Annotated in this window: 12 protein-coding genes; 5 read left to right on the top strand and 7 right to left on the bottom strand. The window is 71.4% G+C overall.

Annotated features, from left to right (window positions below; genetic code table 11):
* Window positions 1–24: 24 nt before the first annotated feature.
* Both IEZ11_RS20595 and IEZ11_RS20590 read right to left on the bottom strand, forming a co-directional pair.
* Window positions 25–1,383 (bottom strand): MFS transporter, encoded by a 1,359-nt coding sequence (locus tag IEZ11_RS20595; protein WP_189264284.1) that lies wholly within the window; start codon window positions 1,381–1,383, stop codon window positions 25–27.
* Window positions 1,384–1,413: 30 nt separating this feature from the next.
* On the bottom strand, window positions 1,414–1,851 hold the full coding sequence (locus IEZ11_RS20590) for a MarR family winged helix-turn-helix transcriptional regulator (RefSeq protein WP_189264283.1): 438 nt from the start codon (window positions 1,849–1,851) through the stop codon (window positions 1,414–1,416).
* Window positions 1,852–2,004: 153 nt separating this feature from the next.
* Here IEZ11_RS20590 and IEZ11_RS20585 point away from each other — a divergent pair, with 153 nt between their 5' ends.
* Window positions 2,005–2,199: a ribbon-helix-helix protein, CopG family gene (locus tag IEZ11_RS20585; RefSeq protein ID WP_189264282.1), complete on the top strand. Its 195-nt coding sequence runs from the start codon at window positions 2,005–2,007 to the stop codon at window positions 2,197–2,199.
* A gap of 10 nt (window positions 2,200–2,209) precedes the next feature.
* Here IEZ11_RS20585 and IEZ11_RS20580 read toward each other — a convergent pair whose 3' ends face one another.
* Entirely contained in the window at window positions 2,210–3,661 is a 1,452-nt protein-coding gene (locus IEZ11_RS20580) for an NCS2 family permease (protein ID WP_189264281.1), read from the bottom strand.
* Window positions 3,662–3,773: 112 nt separating this feature from the next.
* Between IEZ11_RS20580 and IEZ11_RS20575 the strand changes: the two genes are divergently transcribed.
* Both IEZ11_RS20575 and IEZ11_RS20570 read left to right on the top strand, forming a co-directional pair.
* The gene (locus IEZ11_RS20575; protein ID WP_189264280.1) at window positions 3,774–4,028 is read left to right on the top strand and encodes a DUF2530 domain-containing protein; all 255 of its coding nucleotides are present in this window, start codon (window positions 3,774–3,776) and stop codon (window positions 4,026–4,028) included.
* A gap of 247 nt (window positions 4,029–4,275) precedes the next feature.
* Window positions 4,276–6,675, top strand: coding sequence for an HAD-IC family P-type ATPase (locus IEZ11_RS20570; RefSeq protein WP_189264279.1), 2,400 nt, complete (start codon window positions 4,276–4,278; stop codon window positions 6,673–6,675).
* Between the two features lie 73 nt (window positions 6,676–6,748).
* Here the strand turns inward: IEZ11_RS20570 and IEZ11_RS20565 are convergent, their stop codons facing one another.
* The 4 genes from IEZ11_RS20565 to IEZ11_RS20550 all read right to left on the bottom strand — a co-directional run bounded on the left by IEZ11_RS20565 (window position 6,749) and on the right by IEZ11_RS20550 (window position 13,304).
* Window positions 6,749–7,534 carry a hypothetical protein gene (locus IEZ11_RS20565; RefSeq protein ID WP_189264278.1) on the bottom strand — a complete coding sequence of 262 codons (786 nt, stop codon included), beginning with the start codon at window positions 7,532–7,534 and terminating at the stop codon, window positions 6,749–6,751.
* A gap of 183 nt (window positions 7,535–7,717) precedes the next feature.
* Entirely contained in the window at window positions 7,718–8,641 is a 924-nt protein-coding gene (locus IEZ11_RS20560) for a hypothetical protein (protein ID WP_189264277.1), read from the bottom strand.
* Window positions 8,642–8,772: 131 nt separating this feature from the next.
* On the bottom strand, window positions 8,773–11,892 hold the full coding sequence (locus IEZ11_RS20555; RefSeq protein WP_189264276.1) for a sacsin N-terminal ATP-binding-like domain-containing protein: 3,120 nt from the start codon (window positions 11,890–11,892) through the stop codon (window positions 8,773–8,775).
* A gap of 485 nt (window positions 11,893–12,377) precedes the next feature.
* The gene (locus tag IEZ11_RS20550; protein ID WP_189264275.1) at window positions 12,378–13,304 is read right to left on the bottom strand and encodes a DUF3027 domain-containing protein; all 927 of its coding nucleotides are present in this window, start codon (window positions 13,302–13,304) and stop codon (window positions 12,378–12,380) included.
* Window positions 13,305–13,770: 466 nt separating this feature from the next.
* On the opposite strand from IEZ11_RS20550, the gene IEZ11_RS20545 reads away from it, so the two are divergent.
* Together IEZ11_RS20545 and IEZ11_RS20540 are read left to right on the top strand one after the other, a co-directional pair.
* Window positions 13,771–15,114, top strand: coding sequence for an MFS transporter (locus tag IEZ11_RS20545; protein ID WP_189264274.1), 1,344 nt, complete (start codon window positions 13,771–13,773; stop codon window positions 15,112–15,114).
* A 62-nt stretch (window positions 15,115–15,176) separates the two neighbouring features.
* Entirely contained in the window at window positions 15,177–15,650 is a 474-nt protein-coding gene (locus IEZ11_RS20540) for a DUF2771 domain-containing protein (RefSeq protein ID WP_189264273.1), read from the top strand.

The following is a 15,650-nucleotide window of genomic DNA, read 5'->3' as shown; positions in this document are numbered from 1 at the left end:
GTCCGTGTCTGTCCCGGGCGGCTCTCACGCCACCGGTGCCAGCTGTTCCTGCTGCTCCGCCGGCTCTCTCGGCACGAACCGCACCCGCGGGTGGCCGCCGTGCCAGCCGACCGACAGCCGGAGGTTGCCGACCCGGGCCAGGACCAGGCCGATCACCACGGCGGCCGCGGCCGCGACGGCGCCGCCCACCGCCAGGCCCGCCCGGACGCCGTACGCGTCCGTGATCCAGCCGGCTATCGGTGCGCCGATGGGCGAGCCGCCCATGAACACCATCATGTACAGGGACATCACCCGGCCCCGCATGGCCGGGTCGGTGCCCATCTGGACGGTGGTGTTGGCCGTGACGTTGACCGTCATGCCGAACATGCCTATGGGGACCATGAGCAGGGAGAACAGCCAGAGGGACGGGGCGGCCGCGGCCACCAGCTCCAGCCCGCCGAAGGCCACCGCCGCCGCGAGCATCACCCGCAGCCTGGCCGTGCCGCGTCTGGCCGCGAGCAGGGCGCCGGCCAGCGAGCCGACCGCCATCAGGGTGTTGAAGAGGCTGTAGGAGCCGGCTCCCGCGTGGAAGACGTCGTCCGCGAAGGCGGAGAGGTAGACGGGGAAGTTGAAGCCGAAGGTACCGATGAACCCGATCAGGATGATGGTCCAGGTCAGGTCCGGGCGCCCGGCGACATAGCGCAGGCCCTCCCGCAGCTGCCCCTTGCCTCGCGGCGCGCGCCGCACGACGTGCAGCTCACGGGCGCGCATCAGCAGCAGGCCGACGAGGGGGGCGACGAAGGACAGGCCGTTGAAGAGGAACGCCCAGCCGGTGCCCACGCCGGTGATCATGAGGCCGGCGACGGCCGGGCCGACCAGGCGGGCGGACTGGAAGTTGGCGGAGTTCAGGCTGACCGCGTTCTGCAGCTGGTCCGGGCCGACCATCTCGGAGACGAAGGACTGGCGGGCCGGGTTGTCGACGACCGTGGCGAGGCCGACGACGAAGGCGGCGAGGTAGACGTGCCAGACCTGGACATGGCCGGAGAGGGTCAGCAGCGCGAGCGCGATGCCGGTGAGGGCCATCGAGGTCTGGGTGACGAGAAGGGCCCGCCGCTTGTTCAGGCGGTCGACCAGGACGCCGCCGTAGAGGCCGAAGAGCAGCATCGGCAGGAACTGGAGGGCGGTGGTGACACCGACGGCGGTCGCGGAGCCGGTGAGGCTCAGGACCAGCCAGTCCTGCGCGATGCGCTGCATCCAGGTGCCGATGTTCGAGACGACCTGGCCGGCGAAGAACAGCCGGTAGTTCCTGACCTTCAGCGAGCTGAACATCGAGGACCTGTGGGCTGTGGGGGTAGTAGGGGCGGTCGGTGCGGGGGCGGAAGGTGTTCCGGGTCCCGTACTCAAACGGATTCGCCTCCTCCTTCTATCGGGGAATCACAGGTGTGCGAGCTTCTCCAGCACGGGGGCGGCGGCACGGAGTTTCGCCCACTCGTCCTCGTCGAGGCCGTCGACCAGGCCGGCCAGGAACGCGTTGCGCTTGGCGCGGCTCTCCTCGAGCATCGCCTCGGCCTGTTCGGTCCGGGTGACGACCTTCTGGCGGCGGTCCTCCGGATGCGGCTCCAGCCGGACCAGCCCCTTGGCCTCCAGCAGCGCCACGATGCGGGTCATCGAGGGCGGCTGGACGTGCTCCTTGCGGGCCAGCTCACCGGGGGTGGCCTGGCCGCAGTTGGAGAGGGTGCCCAGCACCGACATCTCGGTGGGGCTCAGTGACTCGTCGACCCGCTGGTGCTTGAGCCGTCGCGAGAGTCGCATCACGGCGGAGCGGAGGGAGTTCACGGCGGCCGCGTCGTCGCCATGGGTAAGGTCCGGCATGTTCTTTAGAGTAACTCATTACTCTGCCTAAGGACCACTCGAACGCGCCGATATGCCCGTGACCTCGGCCACTGAATCACCTCGTCACTCGTACGAGTGAGTCAGATCCGGAAAGTGACGCATCGGGCGCGCGGATGTGGCGCCCTCGTATCCATGGGGACCAGTGTGCTCAGTCTGCGGATAGACAAGGAGCTGCTCGACCGGCTCCGGCGTCATGCGGCGAAAAGAGGAATGAGCGTCCAGGACTACGTGGTCCGGACGCTCATTCGGGACGACTTCGACGAGCGGTTCTCGGCCGCCGTCGAGGAGACGGAGAGGTTCTACGGCGACCAGGTGAAAGCCACCTGACCCGGGGAGGTCACGTGAGGCCGAGGGCCGGCATCAGGTAGTAGAAAGCGAACACCGCCGAGACCACGTACATCGCGGCCGGGATCTCCTTGGACCGGCCGGCGGCCAGACGGAGCACCACGAAGGTGATGAAGCCCATCCCGATGCCGTTCGTGATCGAGTAGGTGAACGGCATCATCACCATGGTCACGAAGGCCGGGATCGCGAGGGTGTAGTCGGCCCAGTCGATCTCCTTGACCGAGCCGGCCAGGATCAGGAAGCCGACCGCGAGCAGCGCCGGGGTGGCCGCCTGCGAGGGGACCATGGTGGCGACCGGGGTCAGGAACAGCGCCACGGCGAACAGCCCGCCGGTGACGACGTTGGCGAAGCCGGTGCGGGCGCCCTCGCCGACGCCGGCCGTCGACTCCACGAAGCAGGTGGTGGCGGAGGACGAGCTGGCACCGCCGGCGGCGACCGCGACACCGTCGATGAACAGCACCTTGTTGATGCCCGGCATGTAGCCCTGGGCGTCGGTCAGCTTGGCCTCGTCGCTGACACCCATGATCGTGCCCATGGCGTCGAAGAAGCAGGACAGCAGGACGGTGAAGACGAAGAGGATGCCGGTCAGCAGGCCGACCTTGCCGAAGCCGCCGAAGAGGCTGACCTTGCCGAGCAGGCCGAAGTCCGGGGTGGCGACGGGGTTGCCGGGCCACGTCGGGACGGTCAGGCCCCAGGTCGTCACGTGCGCGACGGCGTTGATGACCAGCGCCAGCACGGTCATCGCGACGATCGAGATCAGGATCGCGCCGGAGACCTTGCGGACGATCAGCGCCAGGGTCAGCAGCGTGCCGAGGACGAAGACCAGGACCGGCCAGCCGTTGAGGTGACCGTCGGTGCCGAGCTGGAGCGGGACGGTGGTCTGGGCGGCGTCCGGGATGCGGGTGACGAAGCCGGAGTCGACGAGACCGATCAGCATGATGAACAGGCCGATACCGATCGAGATCGCCTTGCGCAGGCTGTAGGGCACCGCGTTCATCACGCGCTCCCGCAGACCGCTGGCGACCAGCAGCATCACGACGATGCCGGCCAGCACCACCATGCCCATGGCGTCCGGCCAGGACATCCGGGGGGCCAGCTGGAGCGCGACGACGGAGTTCACGCCGAGTCCGGCGGCGAGGGCGATCGGGACGTTGCCGATGACACCCATGAGCAGCGTCGTGAACGCGGCGGTGATGACGGTGGCGGTGACCAGCTGACCGTGGTCGAGCTGGTGGCCGTACATGTCCTTCGCGCTGCCGAGGATGATCGGGTTCAGCACGATGATGTACGCCATCGCAAAGAACGTGGCGAAGCCGCCACGCACCTCGCGGGCGAGGGTGCTGCCCCGCTCGGAGATCTTGAAGTAACGGTCCAGCGCACCGTACGCGGGGGTCGCACCCGGCTGTTCGGGGGCGGGGGCCTGAGTGGAAGCCGGGGTCGACATTGGATGTTCCTACGATCAGAAGTGGTCAAACACAAACGGTTTCAGTATGAACGTATGATGTCCACTTCGCTATCTCCGCGCGTAGACCCCACAGGTGCGTAAGCTGAGCGCCATGGCGAAGTGGACCCCCCAGCACGAGGCACCCGAGCCCCTTGAGGGCCCTGTCGTCCCGACGATCATCGGCGGCACGATCATCTGGTTCGTCCTCTTCCTGGCCCAGCTCCCCTTCTACGGCTGGTACTCCGACCACGGCCACACCTGGTGGATCTGGACCTGCCTGGCCGGCGGCGGCCTCGGCCTGATCGGCGTGTACTACGTGCGGCGCCGGGACGCGGCGATCAAGGCGCATCTCGCGGCGGCCGAGTAGGCAGTCACCGCGAGGCCGGCCGGACGGGCCGGGCGCTCCGCCGAAGGTGCCGCGATCTGCCGACTGCGGCGCCGTCGTGGCTGGTCGCGCAGTTCCCCGCGCCCCTTACGGGGCGCCGGCTTCGTTTCCGTCGACTGGGCAGGGAATGTCGGCGTCTACAACCTGCGCACGACTTCGCTCCTCCCACGGTCGGATCTTCCGGGCACTCGGCAGGTGAGCGCGCAAATCCGCACGTACCGTCGAAGGCATGCAGCACATAGACGCGGGCGCCGAGCTCGACCCCGTGCATCCCGTACCGCTGCCGGCGGCGGTCAGGCCGACCGGGCTGACCGCCGCCGAGGTCGCGGAGCGGGTCGCACGCGGCCAGGTGAACGACGTACCGGTACGCAGCAGCCGCTCCTTCGGCGAGATCGTGCGCGCGAACGTCTTCACCCGGTTCAACGCGATCATCGGTGTGCTGTGGCTGATCATGCTGGTCGTGGCGCCGATCCAGGACAGCCTCTTCGGCTTCGTGATCCTCGCCAACACGGGCATCGGCATCGTGCAGGAGTGGCGGGCGAAGCAGACCCTGGACTCGCTCGCGGTGATCGGCGAGACGCGGCCCACCGTGCGCCGGGACGGGGCCGCCGTCGAAGTGGCCACGAACGCGATCGTGCTCGGTGACCTGATAGAGATCGGCCCCGGCGACAAGATCGTCGTGGACGGGGTGTGCGCCGAGGCCGACGGGCTGGAGATCGACGAGTCGCTGCTCACCGGCGAGGCCGACCCGGTCGTCAAACGCCGCGGCGACCCGGTGATGTCGGGCTCCTTCGTGGTGGCCGGCGGTGGCGCGTTCGCGGCGACCAAGGTCGGCCGGGAGGCGTACGCGGCCCAGCTCGCCGAGGAGGCGTCCCGCTTCACGCTCGTCCACTCCGAGCTGCGCTCCGGTATCTCGACCATCCTCAAGTACGTGACGTGGATGATGGTCCCGGCCGCGATCGGCCTGGTCGTCACCCAGCTGGTCGTGAAGAACAACGGCCTCAAGGACGCCGTCGCCCGCACGGTCGGCGGCATCGTCCCGATGGTCCCCGAGGGCCTGGTCCTGCTCACCTCCGTCGCCTTCGCGATCGGCGTGATCCGGCTGGGCCGCCGGCAGTGCCTGGTCCAGGAGCTCCCCGCGATCGAGGGCCTCGCCCGGATCGACACCGTCTGCCTCGACAAGACCGGCACCCTCACCGAGGGCGGCATGGACGTCACCGAGCTGCGGGCGCTGGACGGGGTCGACGAGACGTACATAAGGAAGGTGCTGGGCTCGCTCGGCGAGTCGGACCCGCGCCCCAACGCCTCCCTCCAGGCGATCATCGACGCCTACCCGGACAGCGAGGACTGGCGGTGCGTGGAGTCGCTGCCCTTCTCCTCCGCCCGCAAGTACAGCGGGGCGACCTTCAGCGAGGGCGACGGGGAGCTGAGCACCTGGCTGCTGGGGGCGCCGGACGTGCTCCTCGGCGCCGACGACCCGGCGCTGGCCGAAACCGCGCGCCTCAACGAGGAGGGGCTGCGGGTGCTGCTGCTCGCCCGCGCCGCCCGGGACCTCGACCACGGGAAGGTGGCCGAGGGCGCCCGCCCCACCGCGCTGGTGGTCCTGGAGCAGCGGCTCCGCCCGGACGCCGCCGACACCCTTCGCTACTTCGCCGACCAGGACGTCCGCGCGAAGGTCATCTCCGGCGACAACGCGGTCTCGGTCGGGGCGGTGGCGGCCAAGCTCGGCCTCAGCGGTACGACGGTGGACGCGCGCCACCTGCCCGCCGAGCCCGGCGAGATGGCCGAGGCCCTCGACTCGGGCACCGTCTTCGGACGGGTCACCCCGCAGCAGAAGCGGGACATGGTGGGGGCGTTGCAGGCGCACGGGCACACGGTGGCGATGACCGGCGACGGCGTGAACGACGTGCTCGCCCTCAAGGACGCCGACATCGGGGTCGCGATGGGCTCGGGCTCCGAGGCCACCCGGGCGGTCGCCCAGATCGTCCTGCTCGACAACAGCTTCGCCACACTGCCCTCGGTGGTGGCCGAGGGCCGGCGGGTGATCGGCAACATCACCCGGGTCGCCACGCTGTTCCTGGTCAAGACGGTGTACTCGGTGCTGCTCGCGGTGCTCGTGGTCTGCTGGCGGGTCGAGTACCCCTTCCTGCCGAGGCATCTGACCCTGCTCTCCACCCTGACCATCGGCATCCCGGCCTTCTTCCTGGCCCTGGCGCCGAACACGGAACGGGCGCGGCCGCACTTCGTCCGCCGGGTGATGCGCTACTCGGTCCCGGGCGGCGTGGTGGCCGGTGTCGCGACCTTCGTGACGTATCTGATCGCCCGGCACTACTACACGGGCACGGGGTCCCTGGACGCCGAGACCAGTGCCGCGACCCTGACCCTGTTCCTGGTCTCGATGTGGGTGCTGGCGATCATCGCCCGCCCGTACACGTGGTGGCGGGTGGCCCTGGTGGCCTCGATGGGCGTGGCCTTCGTGTTCGTGCTCGTGGTGCCCGCGCTGCAGAGCTTCTTCGCGTTGAAGCTGGTGGGGGCGGCGATGCCGTGGACCGCCGTCGGCGTGGCCGTGGTGGGGTCGGCGGTGCTGGAGTTCCTCTGGAAGTGGGTGGAGCGGCGGTATCCCGTGTGATGCGGTGGCGGGGAACCGCGCGGCCCGGTGGGGTTGATCGCGCAGTTCCCCGCGCCCCTGACGGGGCGCTGTCCTACTGCACGTCGACGTAGTCGCCCGTGGCGCTGACCGCCGCGGTCGTCGAGGTGCCCGCGAAGGAGTAGCGGTAGTAGCCGTCGGCCGTCGCGGTGGTCGTGGTCTTCAGGGCGCCCGTGGACGACGACTTGACGGTCTTCAGCGTGGTGTAGGTGGTGGCGCTCTTCTTGCGGAACTGGAGCTTGACCGACTGGCCGGTGTAGGCGCCGTACTTGTGGGTGTCCCAGTTGGCGCGGGTCAGGGAGCCGGTGACCGTGATGGTCTTGCCCTTCTTGACCGGCTCGGGGGTGGCGTCGGCGGTCAGCTTCGCGGCGCGCAGGACCTTGGTGGTGCCGAGGCCGCCGACCCACTTCACGTTGCTGTCCGCGTCGGCGGCGACACCGCCGACCGACCAGGAGCCCGCCTCGGAGTTGTCCAGGTCGGAGTCCCCGCCGACCGTGAAGGCGAGGGTGGCCTTGCAGTTCAGGACGGTCGAGGAAGCGGCGGTGCAGGTGCCCGGGTCGTCGCTGGCGAAGAGGTCGGTGGGCGACGTCACGGAGCTGCCGCGGTAGATGACCGGACCGGTGGCGAAGTCGCTGGCGGGCAGGCTCGCCGCGTGCGTGACGGTGTACGTGACCGAGAAGGACGCCTTGGCCGTGCCGACGACCATGCTGCTGCCCTTGTTGACCTTCATGTTGGAGAAGGTGACGTCCGGCGAGCTGCCGGCGGCGTGCGCGGCCGGCGCGACGAACGCGGAGAGGGCCAGGGCGCCGGAGACGGCGGCCACAGTGGCACGAATGCGCATGAATTCCCCAGTGGGAAAAGTGGGCGCGAGGCCCAAGTGATCTAGGGAGTCTGTTGACTCGGCTGATCAGATCCACGAGGGGTGAGTGAGGTTGTACGAGCGAGACGTAATCCGGCCAGGTTTTATTTCTTTTACGACCGGATTACGTCTCCTTGGGATTACTCCCAGTGCTGCTCCGTGCGGCTACTTCACGTCGACGTAGTCACCCGTCGCGTTGACCGCGGGGGTCGTGGACGTACCGACGAAGGAGAAGCGGTAGTAGCCGTCCACCGTCGCCTTCGTGGTCGTCTTCAGCGTGCCGGTCGAGGACGACTTGATGCCCTTGACGTTGGTGTAGGTGGTGCTGCCCTTCTTGCGGAACTGCAGCCGCACGGACTGGTTGGTGTAGCCGTGGTACTTGCCGTCCTCCCAGTTGGCGCGGGACAGCTTGCCGGTGACCGTGATGGTCTTGCCCTTCTTGACCGGCTCCGGGGCGGCGTTGACCGTCAGCTTCGACAGGCGCTGGACCTGGGTGCTGCCGAGGGCGCCCTGGTCGGCGTACCCGATCTTGGTGATGTCGAAGTCGCTGCTGGTCGGGTCCTGGCCGTTGTACGCGACGGCCAGCGCACCGGCGTGCCAGAGGCCGGCGTCGGAGTTGAACAGCTCGCCGTCACCGGGGTAGACGTCGATGTTCCCCTTGCAGCTGGCGGTGGTCGCCGAGGTGACCGTGCACTTCGCCGGGTCGTCGCCGATCAGGAAGTTGGCCGGGTCGTCGTAGGAGCCCTTGTAGATGTAGGCGCCCGAGAAGAAGTCCGCGGCGGTGATGTCGACATCGGCGCCGTGGGTGAGCGTGTAGGTGACCGACGTGGCGACGTGGGCCGTCGTACCGACCGTGACCGCCTTGGCGATCTTGACGTCGGAGAAGGTGACGTTCATGGCGTACGGACCGTCGTCGGCCGCGGTGGCGGCGCTGAACGCGGTCTTGCCGGACGTCGGGTGAGCGGCCGCGAAGAGCTTCGTCGCGTCGGCGCCGAAGGACGAACCGCCGGCGGCGTGCGCGGCCGGTATCGCGAGAGCCGAGAGTGCCAGGGCGCCGGAGACGGCGGCCACAGTGGCGCGTATACGCATGCGTTCCCCTGCATGGAAGTGATCGGGGAGTCTGGATGACTCCCCTCTTCAGATCCGCGCGGGGGAACAAAGGTTGTACGTGTCCTGAAAGTTGTGGGCAGAGACTGTCGAGGGCCGGTACGGACGGCGGCTCAGTCGAACCAGCGGTCCCGCGCCAGTTCCTCCGTCCGGGACGGGTCCTCCAGCAGTGCCGCCACCTCGAAGCGGCGCGGCCACTGTCCCGCCGCCCAGGCCAGACCGGCCGCCACGCCCTCCAGGGTGGCGGCGTGCAGGACGCCGTCGCCGGTGAGGCGCCAGTCGATCTCGACGCCGTCGACCACCAGCTCCTCGTGCTCGACGTACGTCCCCGGGGTGCGGGGGCCGAGCAGGACGTGCACCGGCTCGGGGACGTCGTGCTCCGTGCCCTCCGAGTCGACCGACCCCGTCACCGACTCGCTCAGCCGCCGCACCTGGAACAGCTCGGCCAGTTCGGCGGCCCGGGACGGCCGTACCGGCAGCAGCGGCACACCGGCCGTGAACGGCAGGAGATCGGGCGAGTCGACGACCACCGCGTCCGCCGCGTCCACGACCTCCGTCCGGCCGTCGGTCACCGCCCGCAACTCGTCGGGGAGCGTCACCTGATCGGGGTCCAGATCCGCCAGCGCGCCGTACAGCGCGTGCAGTTGGGCGCCGCTGACACCCCGGTCCGGGTCGGCGAGGCGGTCCAGGAGCTCGGCGGCGCCGCCCGGCTCGTCAAGGAGGGCGGCCACCGAGGTCCGTACGCCCAGCGCCCGCAGCACCTGCTCGTCCTCGAAGCCGGTCGCGTCGGCCTCCTCGTAGAGACCGCGCAGCAGCGGGTCGCCGCCCGCGGCCAGCAGGCCGGCGGGACGGCGGCCGTCCAGCACCGGGTGCCCGCGCAGCCACCACGCGGTGTACGGCCGTACCACCTCGTGCGTGCCGTCGGGCAGCAGGATGCGGACCGGCTGGGTGAGGGCGTCGCGCAGGGGCGGCTGGGCGAGCATCGCGAGGGCCTCGGGCCAGCGGTCCTCGTCGACGAGGTCGAGGTCGCGGACGGCGATCAGCTCGGTGGCGACCGGCGGCACCGGGGTGTCCGGGAAGCGGTCGAGGATGTCCTCGCACCAGACGTCCACGGCGTCGAGCAGGCCGGCGTCGTCCGGCTCCGCGAAGTCACCCTCGCGGGGCTCCAGTTCGTCCGGGTCCAGGACCACGTCGGTGGCGCGGACGAGCGCGAAGTTCGCGAGGACCCCGCAGGCGGCGAGCGGGCCTTCGCCCCACTTCTCGGCCAGCTCGGCGTCCACGGAGGCCAGTTCGTCCTCCCTGATGACCCGGGCGAAAGCGCTGCCGGGGAAGACCAGTTCACCGGCCGGGGCCGGCTCGCCGTCCTCGTCGGGCAGGGCGAGGGCGCCCAGCCAGGGCTCGTCACCGGGTTCCAGACCGGCGTCCCGGACCAGCGCCAGCACCGCGTCCGCCAACTCCTCGGCGTCCAGGGTGTCCTCCTCCCAGTTCAGACCCCCCTCGTCGTCGAGCGAGGCGGCGACCGCGGCCCGCACCTGCGGGGTGGTCAGGACCGCGCGCGGGGAGGCGGGCAGGGCGCCGAGCTTCTCCAGGAGCGGGTGGGCGGCGTCCTGGTGGGCGACCTTGAGGCCGAGCCGGGTGAGCACCTCGGGGTCGATGGCGGTCGCGTCCGGGGTGGGGAGCAGAACCTGCCGGGGACCGATGGTGGTCCTGCCGTCCACGAGCGGCACCGGCAGGCCGGAGAGCCGCTCCGGGTCGACGCCCGCGAGGCTGTCGTAGAGCCGCCACCACCAGTCCGGATCCTTCTCCAGACCGGCCAGCCGGTCGACGGCGTCGGCGAGCGGCAGCCTGGCCACGGACAACGTCCGCAGCTCGACGCGGCGTTCGAGACCGGCGGGCAGGAGGGTGGGCAGTACCTCGGCGAGCACGCGGACCGTGTCGGCCCCCGCTCCCTCCACGATCTCGGCGTCGCGCGGCCGCAGCGCCTCCGGAAGCTCGCTGTCGTCACCGGGCTCGACGGCGGGCGGCAGGAACGCGGTGCGCGGCAGCCGCTCCAGGATCGCCTGGCGCAGCGCGCCGTCCAGTTCGCCCTTGCCGAGCGGGCCGGGCACCAGGTGGATGATGCCCTCCCCCACCGGCCGCCAGTCGGCGAGGAGTTCGGCGTACGCGTCGGCCGCGCGCTGCACCAGGAAGTCGGTGAGCGGGCCGGGGGCGGTGTGCCGGCGGGTGGTGTCGAGGGGGAACGAGGCGATGAGCAGGGCGGGCACGCCGAGCGGCTCGTCGCTGGGGGTGGGGGCGTGCAGGACGGCCGCGGAGCGCGGCCGGTCCGGGGCGCCCTGCCCGTCCGTGGGCACCGCCCAGGTCAGCGACCAGTGCGGCCGCAGCCGCTCCTCGACCGGGCGGCCGACGAGCAGGTCGGGGGTGAGCGGCCCGTGCGCGGAGACGGTACGCCAACGGGTCGTACCGGCCTGCGAGTCCTCGACGACGGTGAGCGCGCCGTCGGTCCGGCGGCGCAGGGTGCGCACGGTGTCGGCGGTCTCGACCACGACCTCTTCCAGCCCCGGGAGGGCGAGCAGCAGGGCGTCGTCCACGGCGTCCAGGAGCCGCTCGGCGAGATCGGCCGCCGCGGTGTCCCTGAGCGGCAGGATCACGACCGTGTCGTACGGGTCCGGGGCGGTGCCCTCGGCGGCGAACGGGAGCCGGAGAAGGGGGACATGACCGTCCCGCCGACGGATCTCGTCGCCCAGCCCCGGGCTGTGCCGGGCGGTCTCCTCGGCCAGTTCGCGGGCCTCGGCGAGGGACCAGCGGACCCCGCCGTGCCGCCCGACGACCGCGGGCTCGTCGGTGACGGCCAGCACGGCGGCGAACCCGACACCGAACCGTCCGACGGCGCTGTCGCTGTCCCCCCGCTTAGCGGAGGCGCGCAGGGTGGAGAGCGACTCGACACCGGCCGCGTCCAGCGGGGCACCGGTGTTGGCGGCGAACAGGACGCCGTCGCGGAGGGTGAGGCGGAGCCGGCCGGGCACCCCGGCGCGGGCGGCCGCGTCGGCGGCGTTCTGCGCGAGCTCCACGACGAGCCGGTCCCGGTATCCCCCGAGGACCAGGTCCTCCTCGGCGTTGGCGTCCTCCCGGAACCGGGCGGGGCTGGTGGCCCAGGCGTCGAGGACACCGCGGCGCAGGCGGGCGGTGCCGAAGGGGTCGGCGCCCTCGGCGGCGGGCCGCACGAACTTGCTCACGTTCACTCTCCTCGTCGACGTGAGGAGAAGGTACCGCGCGCCGGGGTACCGCCCACCCGCCAACCCGACCCGCCCGGCAAGCGAACCCCGGCCCCGGCACCGAGCGGCCCCGCACACCCCCGCACCGCACCGGCCGTCCCGCCCGGACGTGCGCCTGCGGAAGCCGATCCGGCCACCGGCCCGGCAGCAGCCGGGGGCGGCCCGGGGGGCGCTACCGCCGCGCGGACGCGCGCCGGATATCACGACTCACGAAAGCACCCCGACAGGAGCGCGGGACCATGTTCACCGCGGCCCACGGAAGCACCCCGTCAGGAGCGCCGGACCATGTTCACCGCGGCTCAGGGAAGCGCCCCGTCAGGGGCGCGGGGAACTGCGCGACCGGCCACGACGGCGCCGCAGCCGAACGACGGCCCATCGTGGCCCACCGCGGCCCGGCAGGGCCCGTGGTGCCGTGGCGCGCAGGATCCCGGCCGCCCGGCGGCCGACTACGAGTGGCCCAGCTCCGCCGACGTCTCGTCCTGCGCAGCCGGTACCGAACCGGAGTCGGAGGCGGGCCGGAGCGGGAAGGGGTCGACCCGCGTCTCGTCGATGACCGGCGGGGCCGGCTGGGGGGTCTTCGGCATGACCGCGGCCTCCGAGTGGCCGCCGCAGCCGTAGGAGAGGGAGACGACCCGGCCGTCGGCCGGGGAGAACTCGTTGGCGCAGACGCCGAAGGCCTGGCCCAGGGAGCCGCCGATGGGGGTGAGGAAGCCGCAGCTCACGCAGGTCGCGGGCGCCGCCTGGGCCATGGGGGTCTGGGAGCCGAACGACTCCTCCCAGCGGTCGGCCGCGATGTGCAGGCCGTAGCGGGACAGGACCCGGGCACGGCGCATGCCGAGTTCCTCGGCGATCGAGGCGATCGTGCCGCGGGAGGGGACCGTCGGCAGGTGCGCGGGCGTGCCCGCGGTGACCTCCGCGTCCTCCGCCTCCGCGAGTTCCTCCATCTCCTGCGAGACGGGGGAGCTCGGTTCCGGCTCGTCCTCGCCGGTGTAGCCGGGCTCCAGGCGGAGGTCCTCGGCCTCGGTGGGCAGCAGGTCGCCGGGGCCCATGTCGCCGGGGCGCAGCCGCTCGCTCCACGGCACCCACTCGGGGGCGAGCAGGGCGTCGGGGCCGGGGAGGAGGACCACCTCGTCCAGGGTGACGACCTTGGCGCGGGAGGCGCGGGCCACCGTCACCGCCCAGCGCCAGCCGCGGTAGCCGAGTTCCTTGCACTCGAAGAAGTGCGTGACCACGCGATCACCCTCGGCCACGGCTCCGGCGTGCTCACCGACCACTCCCGGTGCGGCCGCCTCCTCGGCGGCGGCACGGGCGAGGTCGACCGCCTCGGCGCACAGACGGTCGGGGGTGCGGCTTCGCGTTGTCGCTGCGCTCACAGGTATCGCTTCTCTCCTACGCCGTCTCACGAGTGCGGTCGCCTCCGGCGGTGGGGCGGACGGAGCGGACCTGTGGGCCGCATCGACGTCCGCGTCCGATCGCGCTCGGGCGCACCTATGCCATCCATTCTGCGCTATGGCTGAGATAGGCACGCTACCCCGTCGCCGGTGGTGGGGGACAGTCCGGCGTGCCTGCGGGGCAGGAGAGAGCCGACGAGGGGGTGTCGCGAGGGGCTTTCACGGGCGGGGAATGTCTTTTTGGGGCGGTGGCGGGTGTGGGGTGGGTGCGGGTGGGTGGGGGCTGATCGCGCAGTTCCCCGCGCCCCTAAAAGATCTACCCCCCTCCCCCCACGACTCGCTTGGTCACAAAGTGCACTAGGGACTGCCCTCTCAGGGCACTATGAAGCACGTGGCAACCGCGAGGTCACCCCAACGCGCCGTAGGGGTAGGTAGCGGTGCGGGCCGGATGCGCGGTGCCGTCCGCTCGGTCGGCCGTGCCCTGCACCTCCCGGTGACCGGCACCGCCCGCTCCATCCGCAAGGCCACCCACGCGCACGGCGCCGGCGAGTCCGGGCTGGGGAAACTGATCGAACTGCACGCGGTGAACGGCGCGGGCGATGTCATGATCACCGTCGCTCTCGCCTCCACCGTGTTCTTCTCCGTGCCCACCGACGAGGCCCGCGGCCGCGTCGCGCTCTACCTCGCCATCACGATGGCGCCCTTCACGGTCCTCGCCCCGGTCATCGGCCCGCTGCTCGACCGGCTGCCGCACGGGCGGCGCGCCGCGATGGCCGGCGCCATGCTCGCGCGGGCGCTGCTCGCGCTGATCATCGCGGGCGCGGTGGCCGGCGGCGGCCTGGAGCTGTACCCGGCCGCACTCGGCGTGCTGGTCGCCTCGAAGGCGTACGGCGTGGTGCGCAGTGCCGTCGTCCCCCGGTTGCTGCCGCCGCGGTTCTCGCTGGTGAAGGCGAATTCGCGGGTCACCCTCGCGGGGCTGCTCGCCACCGGCGTGGCCGCCCCGATCGGGGCCGGGCTGCATGCCGTCGGCGACCCGTGGCCGCTCTACGGCGCCTTCGTGATCTTCGTTGCCGGGACGTTTCTCTCCTTCTCGCTGCCGCCCAAGGTCGACTCGGCCAAGGGCGAGGACGTGGCGCTGCTCGCCGCCGACGAGGACCATCTGCACGGCCCGCTGCGCAAGGGGGCGAAGCGGCCGGGGCTGCGGACCGTCGGGCCCGCCGTCACCCACGCCCTCGGCGCCAACGCCGCGCTGCGCTGCCTCTCCGGCTTCCTGATCTTCTTCCTGGCGTTCCTGCTCCGCGAGCACCCGCTGACCGGCGAGAGCGCGGCCGTGTCGCTGGGGATAGTGGGGGTCGCGGCGGGCGCCGGCAACGCGCTCGGCACGGTGGTGGGGTCATGGCTGCGCTCCCGGGCGCCGGAGATCATCATCGTGGCGGCGGTGGCCCTGGTACTGGGCACGGCGGCCGTCGCGGCGCTGTTCTTCGGCGCCTTCCTGGTGGCGGTGCTGGCGGCGGTGGCCGGTTTCGGGCAGGCGCTGGCCAAGCTGTCCCTGGACGCGCTGATCCAGCGGGACGTGCCGGAGCTGGTGCGCACCTCTGCGTTCGCGCGCTCGGAGACGCTGCTGCAGGTGGCCTGGGTGTTCGGGGGCGCGGTGGGCATCGTGATGCCGCTGAACGGCACCCTGGGGCTGGTGGTGGCCGCCGTGATCGTGGCGGTCGGCTGGCTGACCACCCTGCGCGGTCTGATCGCCTCCGCCCGGCACGGCACCCACCCCCGACCGCGAGTGGCGTAACGAACCGGGCACGCCGTACCCCACATGGGGAGACGGCCGGGAGCGCCCGATAGCCTTCGGCCATGACCACGCTGCACTCCCGCTCGCGACGCCGCCGCGTCGTCGCCGCCGCCGGCGCCGTTTCCGCCGGACTGCTCGTCCTGTCGGCCTGTGACAAGCCGACCCCCATCGCCACGATCACCGTCGGTACGAACTCGGTCAACTCCGAGGCCACCTGCTACAACGACGGCAAGGCCCTGGACACGGCCTCCCTCACGAAGTGCCTGAAGGACACCGGGATCAAGTCCATCAAGGTGGACCCGGACGACACGGTCCGCTTCGGCGTCGACCCGAAGATCGCGGACAACGGCTGGACGATCCTGATGAACGGTCAGGCCCTCACCGACTCCAGCACCAAGACCTACCGCACGATCCCGGGCAGCGTGTTCTTCAACGCCCAGTACGGTGCCTCCGGCAACTCGACCCTCGTCTCCCTCAAGGAGGGCGACAAGACGGTGCTGGGTCTGTGGTCCTTCAAGCTCAAGAAGGACGCCTGA

The organism is Streptomyces fuscichromogenes (assembly GCF_014645815.1).
In the GTDB taxonomy this organism is placed as follows: domain Bacteria; phylum Actinomycetota; class Actinomycetes; order Streptomycetales; family Streptomycetaceae; genus Streptomyces; species Streptomyces fuscichromogenes.
This window is presented reverse-complemented; position numbering and strand designations above follow the sequence as displayed.

Excerpts from the sequence above, each read along its gene's own strand:
- IEZ11_RS20570 (WP_189264279.1), top strand. The coding sequence starts at position 4,276 with ATGCAGCACATAGACGCGGGCGCCGAGCTCGACCCCGTGCATCCCGTA.
- IEZ11_RS20560 (WP_189264277.1), bottom strand. The coding sequence starts at position 8,641 with ATGCGTATACGCGCCACTGTGGCCGCCGTCTCCGGCGCCCTGGCACTC.
- IEZ11_RS20540 (WP_189264273.1), top strand. The coding sequence starts at position 15,177 with ATGACCACGCTGCACTCCCGCTCGCGACGCCGCCGCGTCGTCGCCGCC.
- IEZ11_RS20565 (WP_189264278.1), bottom strand. The coding sequence starts at position 7,534 with ATGCGCATTCGTGCCACTGTGGCCGCCGTCTCCGGCGCCCTGGCCCTC.
- IEZ11_RS20545 (WP_189264274.1), top strand. The coding sequence starts at position 13,771 with ATGCGCGGTGCCGTCCGCTCGGTCGGCCGTGCCCTGCACCTCCCGGTG.
- IEZ11_RS20585 (WP_189264282.1), top strand. The coding sequence starts at position 2,005 with ATGGGGACCAGTGTGCTCAGTCTGCGGATAGACAAGGAGCTGCTCGAC.
- IEZ11_RS20590 (WP_189264283.1), bottom strand. The coding sequence starts at position 1,851 with ATGCCGGACCTTACCCATGGCGACGACGCGGCCGCCGTGAACTCCCTC.
- IEZ11_RS20575 (WP_189264280.1), top strand. The coding sequence starts at position 3,774 with ATGGCGAAGTGGACCCCCCAGCACGAGGCACCCGAGCCCCTTGAGGGC.
- IEZ11_RS20580 (WP_189264281.1), bottom strand. The coding sequence starts at position 3,661 with ATGTCGACCCCGGCTTCCACTCAGGCCCCCGCCCCCGAACAGCCGGGT.